Annotated in this window: 19 protein-coding genes; 10 read left to right on the plus strand and 9 right to left on the minus strand. The window is 61.1% G+C overall.

Annotated elements, in window-relative coordinates; genetic code table 11:
• Window positions 1–20: 20 nt before the first annotated feature.
• A complete protein-coding gene (sppA, locus tag OWK27_RS16760; protein WP_267590802.1) occupies window positions 21–1,877 on the minus strand; it encodes a signal peptide peptidase SppA in 1,857 nt (618 codons plus the stop codon).
• A 167-nt stretch (window positions 1,878–2,044) separates the two neighbouring features.
• Here sppA and OWK27_RS16765 point away from each other — a divergent pair, with 167 nt between their 5' ends.
• The 3 genes from OWK27_RS16765 to OWK27_RS16775 all read left to right on the plus strand — a co-directional run bounded on the left by OWK27_RS16765 (window position 2,045) and on the right by OWK27_RS16775 (window position 5,668).
• On the plus strand, window positions 2,045–2,596 hold the full coding sequence (locus tag OWK27_RS16765) for an NAD(P)H nitroreductase (protein ID WP_176610591.1): 552 nt from the start codon (window positions 2,045–2,047) through the stop codon (window positions 2,594–2,596).
• 116 nt (window positions 2,597–2,712) lie between these two features.
• Window positions 2,713–3,756: a selenide, water dikinase SelD gene (gene selD / locus OWK27_RS16770; RefSeq protein ID WP_267590803.1), complete on the plus strand. Its 1,044-nt coding sequence runs from the start codon at window positions 2,713–2,715 to the stop codon at window positions 3,754–3,756.
• 4 nt (window positions 3,757–3,760) lie between these two features.
• Window positions 3,761–5,668, plus strand: a complete 1,908-nt coding sequence (locus tag OWK27_RS16775) for a DNA topoisomerase III (RefSeq protein ID WP_148419125.1) — start codon at window positions 3,761–3,763, stop codon at window positions 5,666–5,668.
• Between the two features lie 68 nt (window positions 5,669–5,736).
• On the opposite strand, the gene gdhA is transcribed toward OWK27_RS16775, so the two are convergent.
• Window positions 5,737–7,080 (minus strand): NADP-specific glutamate dehydrogenase, encoded by a 1,344-nt coding sequence (gene gdhA / locus OWK27_RS16780; RefSeq protein ID WP_267590804.1) that lies wholly within the window; start codon window positions 7,078–7,080, stop codon window positions 5,737–5,739.
• Window positions 7,081–7,305: 225 nt separating this feature from the next.
• On the opposite strand from gdhA, the gene OWK27_RS16785 reads away from it, so the two are divergent.
• Entirely contained in the window at window positions 7,306–7,578 is a 273-nt protein-coding gene (locus tag OWK27_RS16785) for a YnjH family protein (RefSeq protein ID WP_420712982.1), read from the plus strand.
• Here OWK27_RS16785 and OWK27_RS16790 read toward each other — a convergent pair.
• Window positions 7,538–7,954, minus strand: coding sequence for a pyrimidine (deoxy)nucleoside triphosphate diphosphatase (locus OWK27_RS16790; RefSeq protein ID WP_274857156.1), 417 nt, complete (start codon window positions 7,952–7,954; stop codon window positions 7,538–7,540). The genes OWK27_RS16785 and OWK27_RS16790 overlap by 41 nt on opposite strands.
• A 75-nt stretch (window positions 7,955–8,029) precedes the next feature.
• Here OWK27_RS16790 and OWK27_RS16795 point away from each other — a divergent pair, with 75 nt between their 5' ends.
• The gene (locus tag OWK27_RS16795; protein WP_267590805.1) at window positions 8,030–8,602 is read left to right on the plus strand and encodes a carboxymuconolactone decarboxylase family protein; all 573 of its coding nucleotides are present in this window, start codon (window positions 8,030–8,032) and stop codon (window positions 8,600–8,602) included.
• Window positions 8,592–9,209, plus strand: a complete 618-nt coding sequence (locus OWK27_RS16800) for a CDP-alcohol phosphatidyltransferase family protein (RefSeq protein ID WP_193356263.1) — start codon at window positions 8,592–8,594, stop codon at window positions 9,207–9,209. Before OWK27_RS16795 ends, OWK27_RS16800 begins: the two co-directional genes overlap by 11 nt.
• On the opposite strand, the gene OWK27_RS16805 is transcribed toward OWK27_RS16800, so the two are convergent.
• From OWK27_RS16805 to xthA, 6 genes are all read right to left on the minus strand, one after another.
• Entirely contained in the window at window positions 9,206–10,513 is a 1,308-nt protein-coding gene (locus OWK27_RS16805) for a sulfurtransferase (protein WP_176610584.1), read from the minus strand. The genes OWK27_RS16800 and OWK27_RS16805 overlap by 4 nt on opposite strands.
• Window positions 10,514–10,586: 73 nt before the next feature.
• Window positions 10,587–11,207, minus strand: a complete 621-nt coding sequence (locus OWK27_RS16810; RefSeq protein ID WP_267590806.1) for an ATP-binding cassette domain-containing protein — start codon at window positions 11,205–11,207, stop codon at window positions 10,587–10,589.
• Window positions 11,207–12,736 (minus strand): thiamine ABC transporter permease, encoded by a 1,530-nt coding sequence (locus OWK27_RS16815; RefSeq protein ID WP_267590807.1) that lies wholly within the window; start codon window positions 12,734–12,736, stop codon window positions 11,207–11,209. The genes OWK27_RS16810 and OWK27_RS16815 overlap by 1 nt, the downstream gene beginning before the upstream one ends.
• Window positions 12,709–13,878 (minus strand): ABC transporter substrate-binding protein, encoded by a 1,170-nt coding sequence (locus OWK27_RS16820; protein ID WP_267590808.1) that lies wholly within the window; start codon window positions 13,876–13,878, stop codon window positions 12,709–12,711. The genes OWK27_RS16815 and OWK27_RS16820 overlap by 28 nt, the downstream gene beginning before the upstream one ends.
• Before the next feature lie 6 nt (window positions 13,879–13,884).
• Entirely contained in the window at window positions 13,885–14,568 is a 684-nt protein-coding gene (locus OWK27_RS16825) for a TVP38/TMEM64 family protein (protein ID WP_267590809.1), read from the minus strand.
• A 6-nt stretch (window positions 14,569–14,574) separates the two neighbouring features.
• Window positions 14,575–15,381, minus strand: a complete 807-nt coding sequence (gene xthA, locus OWK27_RS16830; RefSeq protein ID WP_267590810.1) for an exodeoxyribonuclease III — start codon at window positions 15,379–15,381, stop codon at window positions 14,575–14,577.
• A 433-nt stretch (window positions 15,382–15,814) separates the two neighbouring features.
• Here xthA and astC point away from each other — a divergent pair, with 433 nt between their 5' ends.
• The 4 genes from astC to astB are packed head-to-tail and all read left to right on the plus strand — an operon-like array spanning window position 15,815 to window position 20,862.
• Window positions 15,815–17,035 (plus strand): aspartate aminotransferase family protein, encoded by a 1,221-nt coding sequence (gene astC, locus OWK27_RS16835; protein ID WP_267590811.1) that lies wholly within the window; start codon window positions 15,815–15,817, stop codon window positions 17,033–17,035.
• Window positions 17,032–18,066 carry an arginine N-succinyltransferase gene (gene astA / locus OWK27_RS16840; protein ID WP_176610578.1) on the plus strand — a complete coding sequence of 345 codons (1,035 nt, stop codon included), beginning with the start codon at window positions 17,032–17,034 and terminating at the stop codon, window positions 18,064–18,066. Before astC ends, astA begins: the two co-directional genes overlap by 4 nt.
• Window positions 18,063–19,550: a succinylglutamate-semialdehyde dehydrogenase gene (gene astD / locus OWK27_RS16845; RefSeq protein ID WP_267590812.1), complete on the plus strand. Its 1,488-nt coding sequence runs from the start codon at window positions 18,063–18,065 to the stop codon at window positions 19,548–19,550. The genes astA and astD overlap by 4 nt, the downstream gene beginning before the upstream one ends.
• The gene (astB, locus tag OWK27_RS16850; RefSeq protein WP_267590813.1) at window positions 19,537–20,862 is read left to right on the plus strand and encodes an N-succinylarginine dihydrolase; all 1,326 of its coding nucleotides are present in this window, start codon (window positions 19,537–19,539) and stop codon (window positions 20,860–20,862) included. The genes astD and astB overlap by 14 nt, the downstream gene beginning before the upstream one ends.
• The last annotated feature ends 9 nt before the right edge of the window (window positions 20,863–20,871 follow it).

Raw genomic sequence — 20,871 nt, forward strand, 5'->3', positions numbered from 1 at the left:
GCGGGAAGAGGGGACGGGTTTTAACGGACGTTCGCGCAGGTCAGGCAGAACGCGTAACGACTCTGTGGATCGTTAAAGGCCGCGAGCTTGTCGCTTTCCGCCTTCATCGCTTTCGCTGCCGTGGCAACAGGCGCAGGCAGGTAAGCCTGAAGCGCCTCCGGCAGCATGGCGCGAACGGAACCGGACATGCTGTCCACGATCATATCGAAGAACGTAGGTTCGTCCTGATAGTAGTCCACGTGCCACTGCTTCAGTTTGGCCAGCTCTGCTGCTTTCTTCACCGCATCATCAAAGTCACCCAGGCTGTCTACCAGACCGTTGCTTTTTGCATCCTGGCCTGTCCAGACGTGGCCCTGCGCAATCTGGTCGATCTGATCTGGCGTCTTTTTACGGGAATCAGCAACCAGCGTGATAAAGCGCTTATAGCCGCTCTCAATGCTGAGCTGCATCATCTCAGAGACCTCAGGCGGCAGCGATTTCGTCACGGACACGTCGGCCAGCGGTGAGGTGGAAACGCCATCGGTATGAACGCCAAGATAATCAAGGCTGTTTTCAACGGTGTTGATAACCCCGAAGATGCCAATCGAGCCGGTCAGGGTGCTCGGGTTAGCGACGATGTAGTTAGCAGGCGTTGAGATCCAGTATCCCCCGGACGCCGCCATGCCGCCCATGGAAACAACAACCGGTTTACCCGCGGCGCGGGCGGCGGCCAGCTCCGCACGGATCACCTCTGAGGCGCTGACGCTGCCGCCAGGGCTGTTTACGCGCAGGACAATCGCCTTCACTTTCGGATCGAGGCGGGCATCGCGGATCTGCGAGGCAGTGGTATCTCCGCCAACGTTCCCCGGCGTTTCCTGACCGTCCATGATGGCACCGTTAGCAAACACCACTGCAACGCTGTCGCCGCTGTCGTCCGGTTTTTTCGCGGCGTAGTCATACATGCTGATGGCGCTGTAGTTTTTGTCTTCTTTGCTCCAGCCGAACTGTTTGGTGAGCGCTTTTTCAATCTCGGCGCTGGAGCCCAGACGATCGACCAGCTTGTTGTCGAGCGCGTATTTCGCCGTATCGCCATCCACCTTACGCAGACCGTCCAGCACGCCGCGCGCGCCCGGGAAGATCTGTTCAGGGGGCATCTGACGGTTAGCGGCAATGGTGCCGAGGTAGTTCTGCCACAGCTCGCCGATCCAGCGGCTGTCCGCTTCACGGGCCGCCGGGGACATATCATCGCGGATAAACGGCTCTACGGCAGACTTATAGGTCCCGACGCGGAAGACGTGGGTGGTGACCTTCAGCTTGTCGAGCAGCGATTTGTAGTACAGACCGTTCGTGGCAAAGCCATGCAGGTCGACCGTGCCCTGCGGAGAGAGCCAGATTTTGTTAGCAAAGCTCGCCAGATAATATTGCCCCTGGGTGTAGCTGTCGCCGACGGCAATCACCGGTTTACCGCTGTCGCGGAATTCGCGCAGCGCTTTACCGATGTACTGCATCGAAGGCTGATCGGCACCGGCAAAATCTTTCAGATCCAGCACGATACCGGTAATGTTGCGATCGTCTTTGGCCTGACGGATCGTGTCGACGATATCAAACAGGGAGTTTTCCTGCAGGCGGTCAGACGTTGCGCCGAACAGCTGGCGGCCAATCACGCCCAGACGGTTGCTGGTGGAGGGCTTATCGACAATTACCCCGGTGATATCGAGGAGCAGCGCGCCGCGCGTCGAGTTCTGCGACTGGCTGGCGCTGCTGAGATGCATCCAGATACCTGCGCAGACCAGTACCAGGAAGATGAAGAAGATATTCATCACCAGGTTGCGGACGAAGTTGAGCAGTCGCCACGTCCATTTAAAGAAACCGGCAAAGATTCGCCAAAGGGTTCGCATGTATTCTCCCTAACCAGAAAATGACTGTTTCCGTCGCCACGGGACGGTAATGTGCGGTTATCGTAATGACCCAACCGCCACTTGTCAGCAGGAATCGCCTGCCACGCTGTAACAAATTCTGCTGTCGTGTTAATTTTGTGAGTAAATTTCAAGAAAGGAGTTAACCAATGGACGCACTAGAACTGCTTGTTAACCGTCGTAGCGCTTCCCGCCTGGCTGAACCGGCACCGGTCGGCGAGCAGCTGGAAAACATTCTGCGTGCCGGAATGCGTGCGCCGGACCATGGCACCTTACAGCCGTGGCACTTCTTTATCATTGAAGGCGAAGGACGCGATCGCTTCAGCCAGCTGCTGGAGCAGGGCGCTGTAGCCGCCGGTCAGGATGAAAAGGGCATTGATAAAGCCCGCAACGCGCCGTTCCGCGCGCCGATGATCGTTGCCGTGGTTGCGAAGTGCAGGGCCGATCATAAGGTGCCGGTCTGGGAGCAGGAAATGTCCGCCGGCTGCGCCGTGATGGCGATGCAGATGGCCGCCGTCGCGCAGGGCTTTAACGGCATCTGGCGTACCGGTCCGCTGACCGAAAGCGCCGCCGTGCGGGAAGGGTTCTCCTGCGGTGAGCACGATAAAATTGTCGGTTTCCTCTACCTCGGTACCCCGCAGCTTAAAGCGTCCAGCACCATTAGCGTGCCGGACACCACGCCTTTCGTCAGCCGTTTTTAATCCCACGCGCTAAACTGTCTGGATTCTGAGCATCCGCCGCAGAATTCAGACAGTCATACTTACCTCTTTATGGAATGAGCGCTACCATAGCGCGATTGCAATGACAGGAGATGTCCATGAGCGAGCAAACCATTCGTTTAACGCAATACAGCCACGGAGCCGGTTGCGGTTGTAAAATTTCCCCAAAAGTGCTGGAAACCATCCTGCACAGTGAACAGGCGAAGTTTGTCGACCCGAACCTGCTTGTCGGTAACGAAACGCGTGACGATGCAGCGGTTTATGACTTAGGTAACGGCACCAGCATTATCAGCACCACCGATTTCTTTATGCCGATCGTCGACAACCCGTTCGACTTCGGCCAAATTGCGGCCACCAACGCCATCAGCGATATCTTCGCGATGGGCGGTAAGCCCATCATGGCGATCGCTATTCTGGGCTGGCCGATCAACACCATCCCGCCGGAAATCGCCCGCGACGTGATCGAAGGCGGACGCTTTGCCTGCCAGCAGGCGGGGATCGCCCTGGCCGGCGGTCACTCTATCGATGCACCTGAGCCGATCTTCGGCCTGGCCGTTACCGGCGTGGTGCCGACCGAGCGCGTGAAGCGTAACAGCACCGCGCAGGCGGGCTGCAAGCTGTACCTGACCAAGCCGCTTGGCATTGGCGTGCTGACCACCGCCGAGAAAAAATCCCTGCTGAAGCCCGAGCACAAAGGTCTGGCTACAGAAGTCATGTGCCAGATGAACCTCGCGGGTGCGGCGTTCGCCTGTATCGACGGCGTGAAGGCCATGACCGACGTGACCGGTTTTGGTCTGCTCGGGCACCTGTCCGAAGTGTGTCAGGGGGCGGGCGTGCAGGCGCAGATCTGGTACCAGGACGTGCCGAAGCTGCCGGGCGTGGAGGAGTACATTGCCCAGGGCGCGGTGCCGGGCGGTACGCAGCGCAACTTCGCCAGCTACGGCCACCTGATGGGCGAGATGCCTGAAGAATGGCGCAACCTGCTGTGCGATCCGCAAACCTCCGGCGGCCTGCTGCTGGCGGTCACCCCGGAAGCGGAAGCTGACGTGCAGGCGACGGCCGCCGAGTTCGGCATCACCCTGACGGCCATCGGCGAGCTGGTAACCGCCCGCGGCGGCCGCCCGATGATTGAGATCCGTTAATTCGATGCGGTTGTTTATTGCCGAAAAGCCGAGCCTGGCGCGCGCCATCGCCGACGTGCTGCCTAAGCCGCATCGCAAAGGCGACGGCTTTATCGAATGCGGTAACGGGCAGGTGGTCACCTGGTGCATCGGCCACCTGCTTGAGCAGGCGCAGCCGGATGTCTACGACAGCCGCTATGCCCGCTGGAACCTCAGCGATCTGCCGATTGTCCCGGAAAAGTGGCGCCTGCAACCCCGACCTTCCGTCACCAAACAGCTCAACGTCATCAAGCGCTTTCTGCATGAGGCGACGGAGGTTGTCCACGCGGGTGACCCGGACAGGGAAGGGCAGCTGCTGGTGGACGAGGTGCTGGACTATCTTGAGCTGGCACCCGAAAAACGCCAGCAGGTGCAGCGCTGCCTGATCAACGACCTCAACCCGCAGGCGGTTGAGCGCGCGATTTCGCGCCTGCGCGCCAACAGCGAGTTTATTCCGCTGTGCGTCTCCGCGCTGGCGCGGGCGCGCGCCGACTGGCTGTACGGGATCAACATGACCCGCGCCTACACGATCCTGGGGCGCAATGCGGGCTATCAGGGCGTGCTCTCCGTGGGCCGCGTGCAGACCCCGGTGCTGGGCCTGGTGGTGCGTCGTGACGAAGAGATCGAGAATTTCGTCGCGAAGGACTTCTTTGAGGTTAAAGCGCATATCGTCACGCCAAAAGACGAGCGCTTTACCGCCGTCTGGCAGCCGAGCGATGCCTGTGAATCGTATCAGGATGAAGAGGGTCGCCTTCTGCATCGCCCGCTGGCGGAGCACGTGGTCAACCGCATTACCGGCCAGCCCGCTATCGTCACCAGCTATAACGATAAACGGGAATCAGAACCCGCGCCGCTGCCGTTCTCCCTGTCGGCGTTACAGATTGAGGCCGCCAAAAAATTTGGCCTGAGCGCGCAGAACGTGCTCGATATCTGCCAGAAGCTCTACGAAACCCATAAGCTTATCACCTATCCGCGTTCGGACAGCCGCTATCTCCCGGAAGAACATTTTGCCGGACGCCACGCGGTGATGAACGCCATCGGCGTGCACGCGCCGGATCTGCTTCCTCAGCCGGTCGTTAACCCGGACACCCATAACCGCTGCTGGGACGATAAAAAAGTCGATGCCCACCACGCGATTATCCCGACGGCGCGCGCCAGCAGCGTCAACCTGACCGACAACGAAGCGAAGGTCTATAACCTGATTGCCCGTCAGTACCTGATGCAGTTCTGCCCGGACGCGGTGTTTCGCAAGTGCGTCATTGAGCTGGACATCGCCAAAGGCAAATTTATTGCCAAAGCGCGTTTTCTGGCGGAAGCGGGCTGGCGCACCCTGCTTGGCAACAAAGAGCGTGACGAGGAGAACGACGGCACGCCGCTGCCGGTGGTGGCTAAAGACGATGAGCTGTTGTGTGAGAAGGGCGAAGTGATAGAGCGTCAGACCCAGCCGCCGCGTCACTTCACCGACGCGACGCTGCTGTCCGCCATGACCGGGATCGCCCGCTTTGTGCAGGACAAAGATCTGAAGAAGATCCTTCGCGCGACCGACGGGCTGGGTACGGAAGCGACGCGAGCAGGGATCATTGAACTGCTGTTCAAGCGCGGTTTCCTGGAGAAAAAGGGACGTTACATCCACTCAACGGAACCGGGCCGGGCGCTCATACATTCCCTTCCTGAGCTTGCGGCAAGGCCGGACATGACGGCGCACTGGGAGTCGGTGCTGACGCAAATCAGCGAAAAGCAGTGCCGTTACCAGGACTTTATGCAGCCGCTGGTCGGGACGCTTTACCAGCTGATTGACCAGGCGCGCAGCACGCCGGTGAAGCGGTTCAGGGGAATGGTGGCGCCGGGCAGCGGTGCGAAGAAACCGTTTAAGAAGAAAAAGAGCGCGGCCTGATACGCCCGTTTTTTCCCTCTCCCCGTGGGAGAGGGCCGGGGTGAGGGGCCCCGGCCGCACGATAAAACTTAAATCACACCCTGCCCAATCATTGCATCCGCCACCTTCACGAACCCGGCAATGTTCGCCCCGCGCACGTAGTTGGTCTGCGAGGCCTCGCCGCCGTACTCCACGCAGGCATGGTGAATATCAAGCATGATGTGATGCAGGCGGGCATCCACTTTCTCTGCCTTCCAGCCCATTCTTGCGGCGTTCTGCGCCATTTCCAGACCGGACGTTGCCACGCCGCCCGCGTTCGCCGCCTTGCCCGGCGCAAACAGCACGCCCGCGTCGAGGAACAGGTCTGTCGCTTCGATGGTGGTAGGCATGTTCGCCCCTTCCGCTACCGCTTTTACGCCATTGCTAATCAACGTACGGGCGGCCTCCACGTCCAGCTCGTTTTGCGTTGCGCACGGCAGGGCGATATCCACCGGCACGCCCCACGGCTGTTTACCTTCCAGATAGGTCAGGCCAAACTCGCGGGCATAATCTGCCACGCGGCCGTCGCGGCTGGCTTTAATGTCGCACAGGCGCGCCAGTTTTTCTGCCGTAAAGCCGGTTTCATCTACCACGGTACCGCTGGAGTCGGAGGCGGTAACCACGCGCGCGCCGAACGCCATCGCTTTCTCGATAGCGTACTGCGCCACGTTGCCGGAGCCGGAGACCGCTACGCGCATCCCCTCAAAGCTCAGCCCGTGACGCTTGAGCATCGCTTCGGTGAAATAGACCAGGCCGTAGCCCGTCGCTTCAGGGCGAATCAGGCTGCCGCCAAACGACAGGCCTTTGCCGGTAAAGACGCAGGCGCTGTTGTTGGAAAGCTTTTTCATCATCCCGGCCATAAAGCCCACTTCACGCCCGCCCACGCCGATATCTCCGGCAGGTACGTCGGTGTCCGGGCCAAGGTGGCGATAGAGTTCGGTAACCAGCGCCTGGCAGAAGCGCATCACTTCACCTTCGCTTTTACCTTTAGGATCGAAATCACTGCCGCCTTTTCCGCCGCCCATCGGCAGGGTAGTGAGCGCGTTTTTGAAGGTCTGCTCGAAGCCGAGGAATTTAAGGATCGACAGGTTCACCGAAGGGTGGAAGCGCATTCCGCCCTTAAACGGCCCAATGGCGGAGTTAAACTGCACGCGCCACGCGCGGTTCACCTGCACCTGATTGCGGTCGTCCACCCATGCCACGCGGAACTGGATCACGCGCTCGGGCTCCACCAGACGTTCGAGCAGCGCCATCTGGCGGTAGCGCGGATTTTCTTCAAGGAAGGGCCACAGGGTGGTCATCACTTCACGAACGGCCTGGGCAAACTCGCTTTGGTGCGGGTCGCGCTGCTGAACGTGGGCAAGGAAGCTTTCCAGAGAGCGTGTCTGATCCATAGATATAAGAACCTCTTATAATATTTTATGCGCGTGGCGTGGATGTTTTGTGTCGTTTTTTTGACTATACCACCCGCACCGCTTTGAGAGGCAAGCAGAAATGCAGCCCGAAAGGGAAATTAATGACGAGGCGCGCGTCATAACCAAAAGCGATGATGCGATAAATTAAAGATCCCGTCCCGATCTACCGTTATAGATATAAACGATGCAAAGGAAATAAAGTCTATGAACCGTTACGCAATGGCCGCGATATGTTTGACGTTATCCGCAGGCGCGCAGGCTGACCGCTTTCGACCGGATGTCGAGGTTAACGTGCCGCCGGAGGTCTTTAGCAGCGGCGGCCAGCGTGCCCAGCCGTGCAATCAGTGCTGTATCTATCAGGATCAAAACTACTCAGAAGGCGCGGTGGTCAGGGCGGAGGGCGTGCTGCTGCAGTGCCAGCGCGATGAGCGCACCATCAGTACGAACCCGCTGGTCTGGCGTCGCGTAAAAGAATAAACGCCTCAAGCAGCGGAATATCCGCCGGGGCTAAATCATAGGCGAAAGCCTCTTCCGGCGTGCACCACACCAGCGCCGAGTGGTAATGCGCCCTGAGCTCGCCGCTAAAGTCGGGCACGTGCCACGCGTGGAGATGGATCAGGCGCTGCGACACCTCCCGCTGGTGGCTTGCCACGTACCGCGCGGGTACGGCCTCAATGCCGAGTTCTTCACGCAGTTCGCGGATCAGCGCCTGTGGCTGGGTCTCACCGGCTTCAACCTTGCCCCCTGCAAACTCCCACATTCCGGGCTGATCGGCATGGGCTGGACGCTGCGCCAGTAAAATTTTGCCCTCTTTTTCGAGGATGGCCGCAACAACATCGAGTGTTTTCAGCATGTTCGTCAATAATTAATAGCGGAAAACGACATATTATCGTCCCCTTTCAAAGAGTCCAGTCATCAGGAGAATCAGGTGAAAGAGACATCCGCCTGGGTTGCCCCCATCGAATCCCTTCCCGTCAGCCTCAAGCCCATTGCCGCCATGCAGAAAAAACATTTTGGCTCGGTGCTTAATCCCACCCGCTGGTGGGGGCGCATGCCGCGTCTTTTCTGGCTGGTGGCGCTGTTTGTCGGCTATCTGGAGCGGCGCCAGGCGCGTTTGTCCCCGGCGCTGCGATCGCTGCTGATGACCCGCGTCTCGCAGATTTGCCACTGCGCATTTTGTATCGATGCCAACAGCCTGCGTCTGGCCGAGCGGAGCGGGGCGCTGGATAAAGTGCAGGCCGTTAGCGACTGGCAAACGTCCACCCTGTTCAGCGAGGAGGAGCGCGCCGCGCTGGCCTTTGCAGAAGCGGTCAGCGCCACGCCGCCTCGTGTCGATGACAGCATCAAAAGCCAGCTCAAGCGCCACTTTACGCAGGATGCTATCACCGAAATGACGGCCCTGATTGCGTTTCAGAACCTGTCCGCCCGCTTCAATGCGGCACTCGATATTCCGGCTCAGGGGCTGTGCGCCACGTTTAAAGGAAAACCGCATGCTGGATAAACATCTGCACCCCCGGCTGAAGCCCGGGCTTAACCAGCTGGCTGCCGCCCTGGATAAGCCGTTTATCACGCCCGACGGGCTAACGCTCGTCGGGTTTGCCGCAGGCGCGCTGGCGTTGCCCTTTCTGGCGCTCGGCTGGTACCCGGCGGCGCTGGTCGCCATTGTGCTGAACCGGCTGCTGGATGGGCTGGACGGTGCGCTGGCGCGTCGACGCGGCCTGACGGACGCGGGAGGATTTCTTGATATCGCCCTCGACTTCCTGTTTTACGCCCTGGTGCCGTTTGGCTTTGCGCTGGCTGCACCGGCTGAAAATGCGCTGGCCGCCGCCTGGCTGCTGTTCGCGTTTATCGGCACGGGCAGCAGCTTCCTCGCCTTCGCCGCGCTGGCCGCGAAACACGATATTGATAATCCAGGCTATGCGCACAAGTCGTTTTATTACATCGGAGGTTTGACGGAAGGGACGGAGACCATCGCGCTGTTTGTGCTGTGCTGCCTGTTTCCGGCGCACTTCACGCTGTTTGCCTGGGCGTTTGGCGCGCTGTGCTGGCTGACCACCACAACGCGCGTCTGGAGCGGTTACGCGACGCTGAGATCGCTCAACCGCTAGCGTGAACTCTCGGGGCCTCGCTCGCCGCGGGAGACCGGGTTTTGCGGATGGCTACTCCATTCGTACCAGCCTCCGTCATAGACCGCGACGTTCTGCCAGCCCATGGCGCGGGCGTACATAAAGGCTTCAGAGGCGCGCCAGCCGGTACCACAGTAAAACGCAACGTGCTGTTCCGGCAGGATATTCCACGTTTTCCACATGGCGGCGATATCGTCGGCGCTGCGCATGGTGCCGTCCGGGTTGTGGAAGTCTTCCATGTGGGTCGCGTCGCTGCCCGCGTGGCCCCAGCGCGCGCCGGCAATTTCACCTTTCGGCTTGATATAGCTGTAGCCGCTGGTTTCGCCGGTGAATTCCGGCCAGGAGCGAATGCTCACCAGCGACGCATCCTGACGGTGCAGCATCCCGCGGGCCCGATCCATATCCACCATCAGCTGGGGCTGGCCCGGGATCGGCGCGCCAAAATCAGGGGCTGGCTTCACGCTTGCAGGCGTACCGCGTTCAACGGGCAGGTTTGCGTCGGACCACGCCCTCCAGCCGCCGTCCAGAATGCGCACATCCTTCACGCCCGCGTAGAGCATAATCTGCGCCACGCGCGCGGCCGCATAGACGTCACGACCGTACAGAATGACGGTGGTATCGTGACGGATCCCGTGCTTCGCCAGCATCGCTTTCAGCGCCTCGTCAGAGACTTTATTCCACAGCGGCTCGCTTTCCACTTCGTTGGTGTCGATGTAGCCCGCGCCGGGAATATGGCTCAGCAGATACAGCTTTGGCGCGCCCCATCCGGCCTCAATCACCTTCCAGTCGCCTGCCGGTGCGGCCGTAACCGGTTTGCCCTGCTGTAGCCGGTGGATCCACTGCGGATAGACCAGCTGCTCGAAGTGCGCCAGCCGCTGCAGGCGATCGGCCTGCTGCAGGGCATCGCTCAGGGTGGTGATGCGGCTAAAGCCCGCGTTTTCCAGCCGCGCTTTGACGGCCCGGTTGTCTTCATCGCTGCCATAGAGCGCAATTGGCGCGTCCGGCGAAAGACGATGCCGCGTTGCCCAGCCGCTGAGCTGGTCATCGCTCATCGCCCCAAGCCAGCTGGCGGAGAGATTAAGCGCGGCGGGCTCATGTCCGGACGTTCCGCTCAGGGTTTGCGGCCAGCCGTTATAGAACGCGCTGATACGCGTATCGATTACCGCGCCGTTCTGTGCCTGTAGCTGGGCCAGCGTGAGGGCGTGGGGCATATCAGCCGCCGTGGAGGAGAGTGAGGCGAGGCCGCAGAGCAGGGCCAGCGCGGTCAGTTGAGAAACACGTTTCATCGAAAAACCTGACGTCATTAAAAGGGGATGGCATTGTCGTCTCTCCTGCCGCCAAAAACATTGCGTTAGCACATTATTGCCAGCGAGAAATTTCAATCACCTGCCCGCCGGGGGGAATATCGTCCTCATCGTGCGTGACCAGCACCACTGGAATAGCGCGCTGGCGAGCCTCCTCAAATACCCAGGCGCGAAATGACGCGCGCAGCGCTTTATCAAGGCGGCTGAACGGCTCGTCGAGCAGCAGCGCCTGCGGCTCGGCGAGCAGGGCGCGCAGCAGGCTGACCCGGGCGCGCTCGCCGCCGGACAGGGTGGCCGGATCGCTGGCGTAGTGGTTTGCCAGCCCGGCTGACGCCAGGGCCTGCTCTACCGCCTGGCGTCGTGCGCGCCCGGCGACGCGCGCCGGCAGCGCCAGCATCAGGTTTTGCCCGACGCTGAAGGCGTCGAACAGCAGGGCATCCTGAAACAGGATGCCGATCCCGCGCACTTCCACGGCGAGGGTATCGCAGCGACGATCGTTCAGCCACAGCTCGCCGTGCGCCTTAAAATCAGCGGACAATGCCCCCACCATCCAGGAAAAAAGGGTCGATTTGCCGCTGCCGGATGGTCCCATCAGCGTCACGATTTCACCCGCCGGGACGCTGAAGTTCACATCATGAAACAGGGGGGAGATGGTGAGATTCTTCACGTTCAGCATTAACGTAATCCTTGTCGGTAGCGGCCTGCGAGCCGCGAGAGCAGCACGGCAAGGGCGAAGACGCTGCTGGTCAACAGCAGCAGGCCCAGCGCCCGGGACGCCAGAATGGGAACGCTGCCGCCGCTGCTGAGGGCAACCGCCTCCGTCGTCAGCGTGGCGAAGCGTCCAGCCCCCAGCCAGAGGGTGGGCATGTACTGCGCCATGCTCACGGAAAATCCGGTGGCATAGGCCAGCAGGGCCGGACGAACCATCAGGGGGCATTTTACTAACCAGAAAATTTTTGCCTGTCCCCATCCCAGCGTTCTGGCGGTCAGGATCAGGCGGGGATCGAGCCTGCGCCAGGCCGGCTGCAGCACCAGAAGCATCCACGGGATAACCCAGAGCAAATGGCTCCAGAGTACGGTGGCGTACTGACCGTCGATGCCCAGCCGCAGCGCAACGGCATACTGTCCGGACACAAGCGGCAGTGCGGGAAGCGCAAGCGGCAGCCAGATCCACCGCGCGCCGCGCGGCGGTCCCCACTCAAGCCAGAGAAAGAGGAGCGCCAGCGCAAGCAGGCTGGACAGCAGCCCCAGAGACAGGCTGTCGCTGACCGGGCCGACGTCGTCCCGACCCGCCAGCATCAGCAGGACAATGGCACAAAGCGCGCCGCACAGCGGCAGTAATCCGCCAAGGGTCCGCGCGGGCAACGCGCTGTGCGAAGCACGACGACGCCCCGAGACGTCAGGCTGCGAGCGCCGCCATGCGGCCCAGAGGCCGTATCCCGCCGCGGCCAGCGCGGCCAGCAGCAGGAGCAGCGCCAGGCACAGCAACGTTCCCTTTATCTGCTGCTGCGCATCGCCCTGGGTAAGCCACTGCCAGGCCAGCACCGCCAGCGTGGGCGGATTGCCCGGCCCGAGCACGATCGCCACGTCCACCACGGAAAGCGACCAGGCGAGCACCGCCAGCATCACGGCGCCCAGCGCGGGGGCGATTGCCGGGATTATCAGCCAGCAGAGTGCCTGCATCCGTCCGTAGCCCAGGGTATGCAGCACAATCTTCTGCTGAGCGAGACGCTTTTCAGGCAGCGCGGCGTACAGCGCCCACAGGACGAACGCGCTCTCTTTGACCGCGAGCGTAAGCCCAAGCCCGATACCGTAGCGGTCCAGCTGCGGCGAGCAGAGCGTGCACATCCGGTAAAACGCGCCCCCTTCGGCGAACAGCAGCAGCGCGCTGGTGGCGAAGGCGACGTGCGGCACGGCTAACAGCCACGGCAGGCGGGCGGTCAGGCGCTGCCAGCCTTCACCCGGCCAGAGAAGCGCAAGCAGGCTCAGGGCGATGAACAGAGAGCCCAGCGTCGCGATAAGCGATGAAACCAGCGTGGCAGCCAGCGCCTGCGGCAGCTGCGGGTCGGCAAACAGCGCCGCCCAGCCGGCGGGGGAAAACGCCGGTGCGAGCAGCATTCCGCTGGCGGGAAGCAGCGGCAGATAGATGGCTGCCATAGCAGCCCACGCCAGCCCGGCTAGCGGGTACCGTAGCGGCGAAGCCATTCCTGCTCCAGGGCGTTAACCCAGGCGGCGTGCGGTTCGGGAAGCACGTCAGGGGTGCCAGCGGGCGTAAATAGACGAAGCCGTTTTGCCTCATCCGCAGGCAGCCTGTCGGCATCCAGCACGGTCGGGTCACCCCAGACGGCAGGATCGGCTTTGCGGATCTGCGCCTGCGGTGAAAGCAGAAAGTTCGCCACGACTTTTGCGCCCGCGCTCGCGCCGGCATTTGCCGGGATAGCGACAAAATGGACGTTGCCGAGCATGCCCTGACGAAAGCCGAAGCTGTAGCTGTCGGCAGGCAGTTCACCGTTCGCCACCTTTTGCCGCGCGTGAGCGGGGTTGAAGGTCAGCGACAGGTTAAGGCTGCCGCTGGCGAGAAGGGTATCCATGCGCGCGGGCGAGGCGGGAAAATCGTTCCCTTCGCGCCAGAGCAGGGGGTGCAGGATATCAAGATAGGCCCACAGCGGAGCGGTGACCTGGGCAAAGGTGCCGTCAGGCGCTTTTTTTAACGCGTCCGGGCGGGCGGTCAGCGTTAAAAGCAGCTGCTCAAGAAACGCGGTGCCGGTAAAATCCGGCGGGCGCGGATAGCTCACCTTGCCAGGGTGCTGCTGCGCGTAGGCCAGCAGCGCCTGCGGATCTGCCAAAGGCGTCGGCATGCTCGCTTTCCGGGCGATAAAGGTCAGCTGCGCGCCGCCCCACGGTGATTCCGCCCCGTCGGTCGGGACGGCAAAATCTTCCGTCACCGGCTTACGGGTATCGACGTAGCGCCAGTTGGGCAGGGTCTGCGCCCAGCCGCTGAGCAGCAGGTTTGCCTCTTTCAGCGTGCGAAAATTTTCGCCGTTCACCCAGAGCAGATCTACCGACCCGTTGCTGCCGCGTCCCGCGGCCCGTTCCGTCTGGATCCGTTTGACCGCGTCGGCGGCATCGGCCAGATGAACGATCTTAAGGTTAATGGCGTAGTGCGTTTTCATTTCGCCGCTTACCCAGTCGAGATAGCGGTTAACGGCCCCATCGCCGCCCCAGGCGTTAAACCAGACGGTCTGCCCTTTAGCCTGCTGTTGAATGGTCTGCCAGCCCTCTGCGGCAGCGGCAGACGTTGCCAGCAGCAGACCAGTCAGAAACGCGCAAAAACGCACCCGGCGCATAATGCCTCACTTTTTATTCGAAGGGTTGTAACGGGAAAACAGCCAGCGAGTGACCAGCGGTAATAGCCCTAATAGTGTAAAGGCGAACAGCAATCCCGGCGACAGAATATCGCGCAGCGAGGCGAGTTTCCCCAGCTCGCGTCCCGCGTTCAGATAGATGACGGTGGCGGGCAGCATGGCAAGCTGGCTTACCCACCAGTAGCGACGCACCGTAATCCGGGTCAGCCCCATCAGCAGGTTGACCAGAAAAAAGGGGAACAGCGGCATCAGGCGCAGGGCAAAAAGGTAGCGCGCGCCGTCGCGCGCCATTCCCGCATCGATCGTTTGCATCTGGGCGGCAAAGCGCCGCTGAACCCCGTTGCGCAGCAGGTAGCGGCTGGCGAGCATGGCAAGCGTCGCGCCGAGCGTTGAGGCAAATGAAACCAGCAGCACCGCCTCCCACAGGCTGAACAGCGCCCCGCCGAGCAGCGTCAGAAGGGCCGCGCCGGGTATCGACAGCGCGGAGACCGCGACGTAAATCGCAAAATAGAACAGCGCACTCTGAACGGGTGCCTGCTCCACCCGCTCGAGCAACGTTTGCTGGTGCATTTTTAACGCGTCGAGGGTGAGGGTGCCCGGAGGAAGCAAAACAACGATCGAAACAAATGCGCCCGTAAGGGCGCACAGGAGAATGGATTTTTTTATGTTCACCGGGAGTTACAGCTTGAACGTTGCCCATACGGGCGCATGGTCGGACGGCTTGTCCATGCTGCGGATGTCATAGTCGATTCCGGTTTCGATGCAGCGCTCGGCCAGCGGCGAACTGGCAAGAAGCAGATCGATGCGCAGGCCGCGGTTGTCATCGAAGCCTTTCGAGCGGTAGTCAAACCACGAGAAGCGGTCCTGCGTTTCCGGGTTGGCATTACGGAAGGTATCCACCAGGCCCCAGCCGAGCAGGCGCTCCATCCACTCGCGCTCTTCCGGCAGGAAGGAGCATTTACCGGTGCGCAGCCAGCGCTTGCGGTTCTCTTCGCCAATGCCGATATCCAGATCCGTCGGGCTGATGTTCATGTCGCCCATGATCAGCACCGGATTCTCTTTTTTGAGCTCGGTTGCCAGGTAGTTTTGCAGGTCCTGGTAAAACTTCGCCTTGGCCGGGAATTTGGTTTCATGATCGCGGCTTTCACCCTGCGGGAAATAGCCGTTGATAACGGTAATGTTGCCCAGTGCGGAAGGAATTTCCGCCATGATGATGCGGCGCTGCGCCTCTTCCCCGTCGCCCGGGAAGCCACGACGCACCGAAACCGGCGTGTCTTTAGTCAGTAGCGCAACGCCGTAGTGGCCTTTCTGTCCGTGGTAAAAGACGTTATAGCCCAGCTTCGCTACCTCTTCGAGAGGGAACATATCGTCGTGAACTTTTGTCTCCTGCAGGCCGATCACATCTGGCTGATGTTGCTCAACAATCGCTTGAAGCTGGTGAGGGCGGGCACGCAGGCCGTTGATATTAAAAGAGACAAATTTCATAGTCGCTGCCAATGCAAGGTGAATAGTGGAAGGATGGTAGCAGAATTTGCGTCGTCTGTTATCCGCTTCGCCCAATTACTGCGACAGATAATGCCGGTGGTGCAATATTTGCACCATTTCAACGCGCATTGCTCTCTGACAGGGCGTAAAGAACCAATAAATTTCGCGAGCGATCACAATTCCAGAATTATATTTGGCTTCTGCATACTCTTTCTTGTTTTCATGCCGCAAAGCGCCGCTTACCGTAAAAATATTCACTTTTTATGCATTAACAGTGAATAACTCCATATTCTAACCCGTTGATATTCTGTTACCTCCTCCCTTTTATGCATTTTTATCGCTGGCTGGCACGAACGCTGCAATCTACATTCACAGTGCAAACACTCAATTATTTAACATTTAAACAACCTTTTATTTACCGGATGAGGTCGCTATGTCTCTGTCAATTACGCGTGAAAATTTCGATGAATGGATGATGCCGGTATACGCTCCGGCGGCTTTTATTCCGGTACGTGGGGAAGGCTCGCGCCTGTGGGATCAGCAGGGCAAGGAGTACATCGACTTTGCGGGTGGCATTGCGGTAAATGCGCTGGGCCATGCGAACCCGGCGCTGCGTCAGGCGCTGAACGATCAGGCGGCGAAGTTCTGGCACACCGGCAACGGGTATACCAACGAGCCCGCGCTGCGTCTGGCGAAGAAGCTGATCGACGCCACGTTTGCAGAAAAAGTCTTTTTCTGTAACTCCGGGGCGGAAGCTAACGAAGCGGCGCTGAAGCTGGCGCGTAAGTATGCCCACGATAAATTTGGCGCGCACAAGAGCGGGATCGTCGCGTTCAGGAACGCGTTCCATGGCCGCACGCTGTTTACCGTCAGCGCGGGCGGTCAGCCCTCGTATTCGCAGGATTTTGCACCGCTGCCGCCCGATATCCGTCACGCGGCGTACAACGATTTGCAGTCCGCCAGCGAGCTGATTGACGACGCCACCTGCGCGGTGATCGTGGAGCCCATGCAGGGCGAGGGCGGCGTCATGCCCGCGCAGCAGGCGTTCCTTCAGGGGCTGCGCGAGCTGTGCGACCGTCATAACGCGGTACTGATTTTTGACGAAGTGCAGACGGGCGTGGGCCGCACCGGCGAGCTGTACGCCTACATGCACTATGGCGTAACCCCGGATGTGCTGTCGACGGCCAAAGCGCTGGGCGGCGGCTTCCCGATCGGCGCGATGCTGACCACGGAAAAATTCGCCAGCGTGATGACCGTGGGCACGCACGGCACCACCTACGGCGGCAACCCGCTGGCAACGGCCGTGGCCGGACAGGTTCTGGATATCATCAATACCCCGGAAGTGCTGAAGGGTGTTAAACAGCGTCACGACTGGTTTGTGGAGCGTCTGAATGCCATTAACAGTAAGACCGGCCTGTTTAAAGAGATCCGCGGCCTGGGGCTGCTGATTGGCTGCGAACTCGCCCCTGAGTTTGCCGGCAAGGCGAAGCTGATTTCGCAGGAGGCGGCAAAACAGGGCGTGATGGTGCTGATTGCCGGTGCCAGCGTGGTGCGCTTTGCCCCTGCGCTGATCGTCAGCGAAGAAGAGGTCAGAACCGGGCTGGACCGTTTTGCGCTGGCCTGCGAAGGGGTGAAGGCCGGGGTGTCATCATGATGGTTATCCGTCCCGTTGCGCACGGCGATCTCGCCGGGCTTATGCAGCTTGCCGGTAAGACAGGCGGCGGGCTGACCTCGCTGCCTGCCGATGAAAAAACGCTGTCGGCGCGCATTGAGCGCGCCCTGCAAACCTGGCAGGGGACGTTGCCAAAGAGCGAACAGGGCTATGTGTTCGTGCTGGAAGATACCGACACGGGAACCGTGGCGGGGATCTGCGCCATCGAGGTGGCCGTCGGGCTTAACGATCCCTGGTACAACTACCGCGTCGGCACGATGGTTCACGCCTCGAAAGAGCTGAACGTCTACAACGCGCTGCCGACGCTCTTTCTCTGCAATGACCATACCGGCGCCAGCGAGCTCTGCACGCTTTTCCTCGATCCGGACTGGCGCAAGGAGGGCAACGGCTATCTGCTTTCCAAATCGCGCTTTATGTTCATGGCCGCCTTCCGTGACCGCTTCAACGAAAAGGTGGTTGCCGAAATGCGCGGCGTGATCGACGAGACGGGCTACTCGCCGTTCTGGGAGAGCCTGGGGGAACGCTTCTTCTCCATGGAGTTCAGCCGTGCGGACTACCTGTGCGGCACCGGCCAGAAGGCGTTTATCGCCGAGCTGATGCCGAAGCATCCTATTTATACCCATTTCTTAACGCCGGAGGCGCAGGCGGTGATTGGCGAGGTCCATCCGCAAACCGCTCCGGCCCGCGCGGTGCTGGAGAAAGAGGGATTTCGCTACCGTAACTACGTCGACATCTTCGACGGCGGCCCCACGCTGGAATGCGACATCGACCGCGTGCGCGCCATCCGCAAGAGCCGTCTGGTTGAAGTCTCTGAAGGCCAGCCCGCGCCGGGCGAGTGGCCCGCCTGCCTGGTATCGAACGAGAATTACGCCAACTTCCGCGCCATGCTGGTGCGAACCAACCCGACCTGCGAGCGGCTAGTACTGACCGCCGCGCAGCTGGATGCCCTGAAATGTAACGCCGGCGACGCGGTTCGCCTGGTGCGACTCTGCCCTGAGGAGAAAACAGCATGACTTTATGGATTAACGGCGACTGGATAACGGGCGAAGGCGAGGCGCGGATTAAAACCAATCCGGTGGGTCAGGAGGTGCTCTGGAAGGGAAACGACGCCAGCGCCGGACAGGTTGAGCAGGCCTGCCGCGCCGCACGCCGCGCGTTTCCGGCATGGGCGAAACGGCCTTTCACCGAGCGCCAGGCGCTGGTTGAGAAATTTGCGGCGCTGCTGGAGGCCAATAAAGCCGAGCTGACCCGCATTATCGCCGCCGAAACCAGCAAGCCGCGCTGGGAGGCGACAACCGAAGTCACGGCGATGATCAACAAAATCGGTATATCGGTGAAGGCGTACCACGCCCGCACCGGCGAGCAGCATACCGAGATGCCCGACGGCGCCGCCACGCTGCGCCATCGTCCGCACGGGGTGCTGGCGGTGTTTGGCCCGTATAACTTCCCCGGGCATCTGCCGAACGGGCATATCGTCCCCGCGCTGCTGGCGGGGAATACCGTCATCTTCAAGCCGAGCGAGCTCACGCCGTTAACCGGCGAGGCGGTGGTGAAGCTGTGGAAGCAGGCCGGGCTGCCGCCGGGCGTGCTGAACCTGGTGCAGGGCGGGCGTGAAACCGGTCAGGCGCTGAGCGCGCTGAGCGACGTTGACGGCCTGCTGTTCACCGGCAGTGCCGGAACGGGCTATCAGCTCCATCGCCAGCTGGCGGGGCAGCCGGAAAAAATTCTGGCGCTGGAGATGGGCGGCAATAACCCGCTGATCGTCGAGGATCCGGACGATATTGATGCCGCCGTGCACCTGACTATCCAGTCGGCCTTTATTACCGCCGGGCAGCGCTGCACCTGCGCGCGTCGTCTGCTGGTCAGGCGCGGCGCGCAGGGGGATGCATTCCTGAAGCGTCTGGTTGAGGTGAGCGCGCGTCTGGTGCCCGCCCGGTGGGACGCCGAGCCGCAGCCGTTTATTGGCGGGCTGATCTCCGAACAGGCCGCGCAGAACGTGCTGAAGGCCTGGCAGGATCGCGTCAACCGCGGGGCCAAAACTTTGCTGGAGCCGAAACTGTTAGCCCCCGGCACGTCGTTACTGACGCCGGGGATTATTGAGATGAGCGGCGCCGAGGGCGTGCCGGACGAGGAGGTCTTTGGCCCGCTGCTGTGCGTCTGGCGCTATGACGATTTTGATGCGGCAATCGGGATGGCCAACAATACCCGATACGGCCTGTCGAGCGGCCTGATATCGCCGCACCGCGAGAAGTTCGAGCAGCTGCTGCTCGAAGCGCGCGCCGGGATCGTGAACTGGAACAAACCGCTGACCGGGGCGGCGAGCACCGCGCCGTTTGGCGGCGTAGGCGCCTCGGGCAACCATCGCGCCAGCGCGTGGTATGCCGCTGATTACTGCGCGTGGCCGATGGCAAGCCTCGAAACCCCGTCGCTGACGCTGCCGGAAACGCTCAATCCGGGGCTGGACTTCACCCAGGGAGACGCCCATGAAAGCGCGTGAGGTTAACTTCGACGGGCTGGTGGGGCTGACGCACCACTATGCCGGGCTCTCCTTCGGTAATGAAGCCTCGACAAAGCACCGGTTCCAGGTTTCGAACCCGAAGCTGGCGGCGAAGCAGGGGCTGCTGAAAATGAAGGCGCTGTCCGATGCCGGTTTCCCGCAGGCGGTGATCCCGCCGCAGGAGCGCCCGAACGTGGCGGTGCTGCGCCAGCTGGGTTTTAGCGGCACGGATGAGCAGGTGGTGGAAAAAGCGGGCACGCAGGAGCCACACCTGCTTTCTGCTGCCAGCTCTGCCTCCTCGATGTGGGTGGCGAATGCCGCCACCGTCGCACCGTCGGCGGATACGCTGGACGGCAAAGTGCATCTGACCGTCGCTAACCTGAACAACAAATTCCACCGCGCCAGCGAAGCGGACACCACCTGGCGCGTGCTGCGCGCCATCTTTAATCATGACGCCCATTTTGAGGTGCATCAGGCGCTACCGCAGGTCGCGATGTTTGGCGACGAAGGGGCGGCTAACCACAACCGTCTGGGCGGCGATTATGGCGATCCGGGGCTGCAGCTGTTTATCTACGGACGTGAGGAGGGCGGCCACCTCGCGCCGGTTCGCTATCCGGCGAGGCAAACCCTGGCCGCAAGCCAGGCGGTTGCGCGGCTGAACCAGGTTAATCCGTCCCAGGTCATTTTTGCTCAGCAAAATCCGCAGACGATCGACCAGGGCGTATTCCATAACGACGTGATTGCCGTTTCCAACCGTCAGGTGCTGTTCTGCCACGAGCAGGCGTTCGTCCATCAGGAAAAGCTGCTGGCTACGCTGCGCGAGCGCGTGCCGGGATTTATGCCGATTCAGGTACCCTCGCGGGCGGTTAGCGTGCAGGATGCCGTTGAAACCTACCTTTTCAACAGCCAGCTGCTGAGCCGGGATGACGGCAGCATGATGCTGGTGTTGCCCCAGGAGTCCCGCAATCATCAGGGCGTCTGGCGCTATCTCAGCGAGCTGGTGCAGGCGGATAATCCGATTGATGAACTCCGCGTGTTCGATCTGCGGGAAAGTATGGCCAACGGCGGGGGACCGGCCTGTCTGCGCCTGCGCGTGGTGTTAACGCCACACGAATTGCAGGCGGTGAATCCGGCGGTGATGATGAGCGACGCGCTGTTCAACACCCTTAACGACTGGGTGGACCGCTACTATCGCGATCGTCTGGTTCAGGCCGATCTGGTCGATCCGCAGCTGCTGCGTGAAGGCCGCGAGGCGCTGGATGCATTATCGACTATCCTGCAGCTGGGTTCGGTTTATCCGTTCCAGCGCTAAGGAGAGGGT

Source organism: Enterobacter cloacae complex sp. 2022EL-00788, assembly GCF_026627565.1.
Classification (GTDB): domain Bacteria; phylum Pseudomonadota; class Gammaproteobacteria; order Enterobacterales; family Enterobacteriaceae; genus Enterobacter; species Enterobacter pasteurii.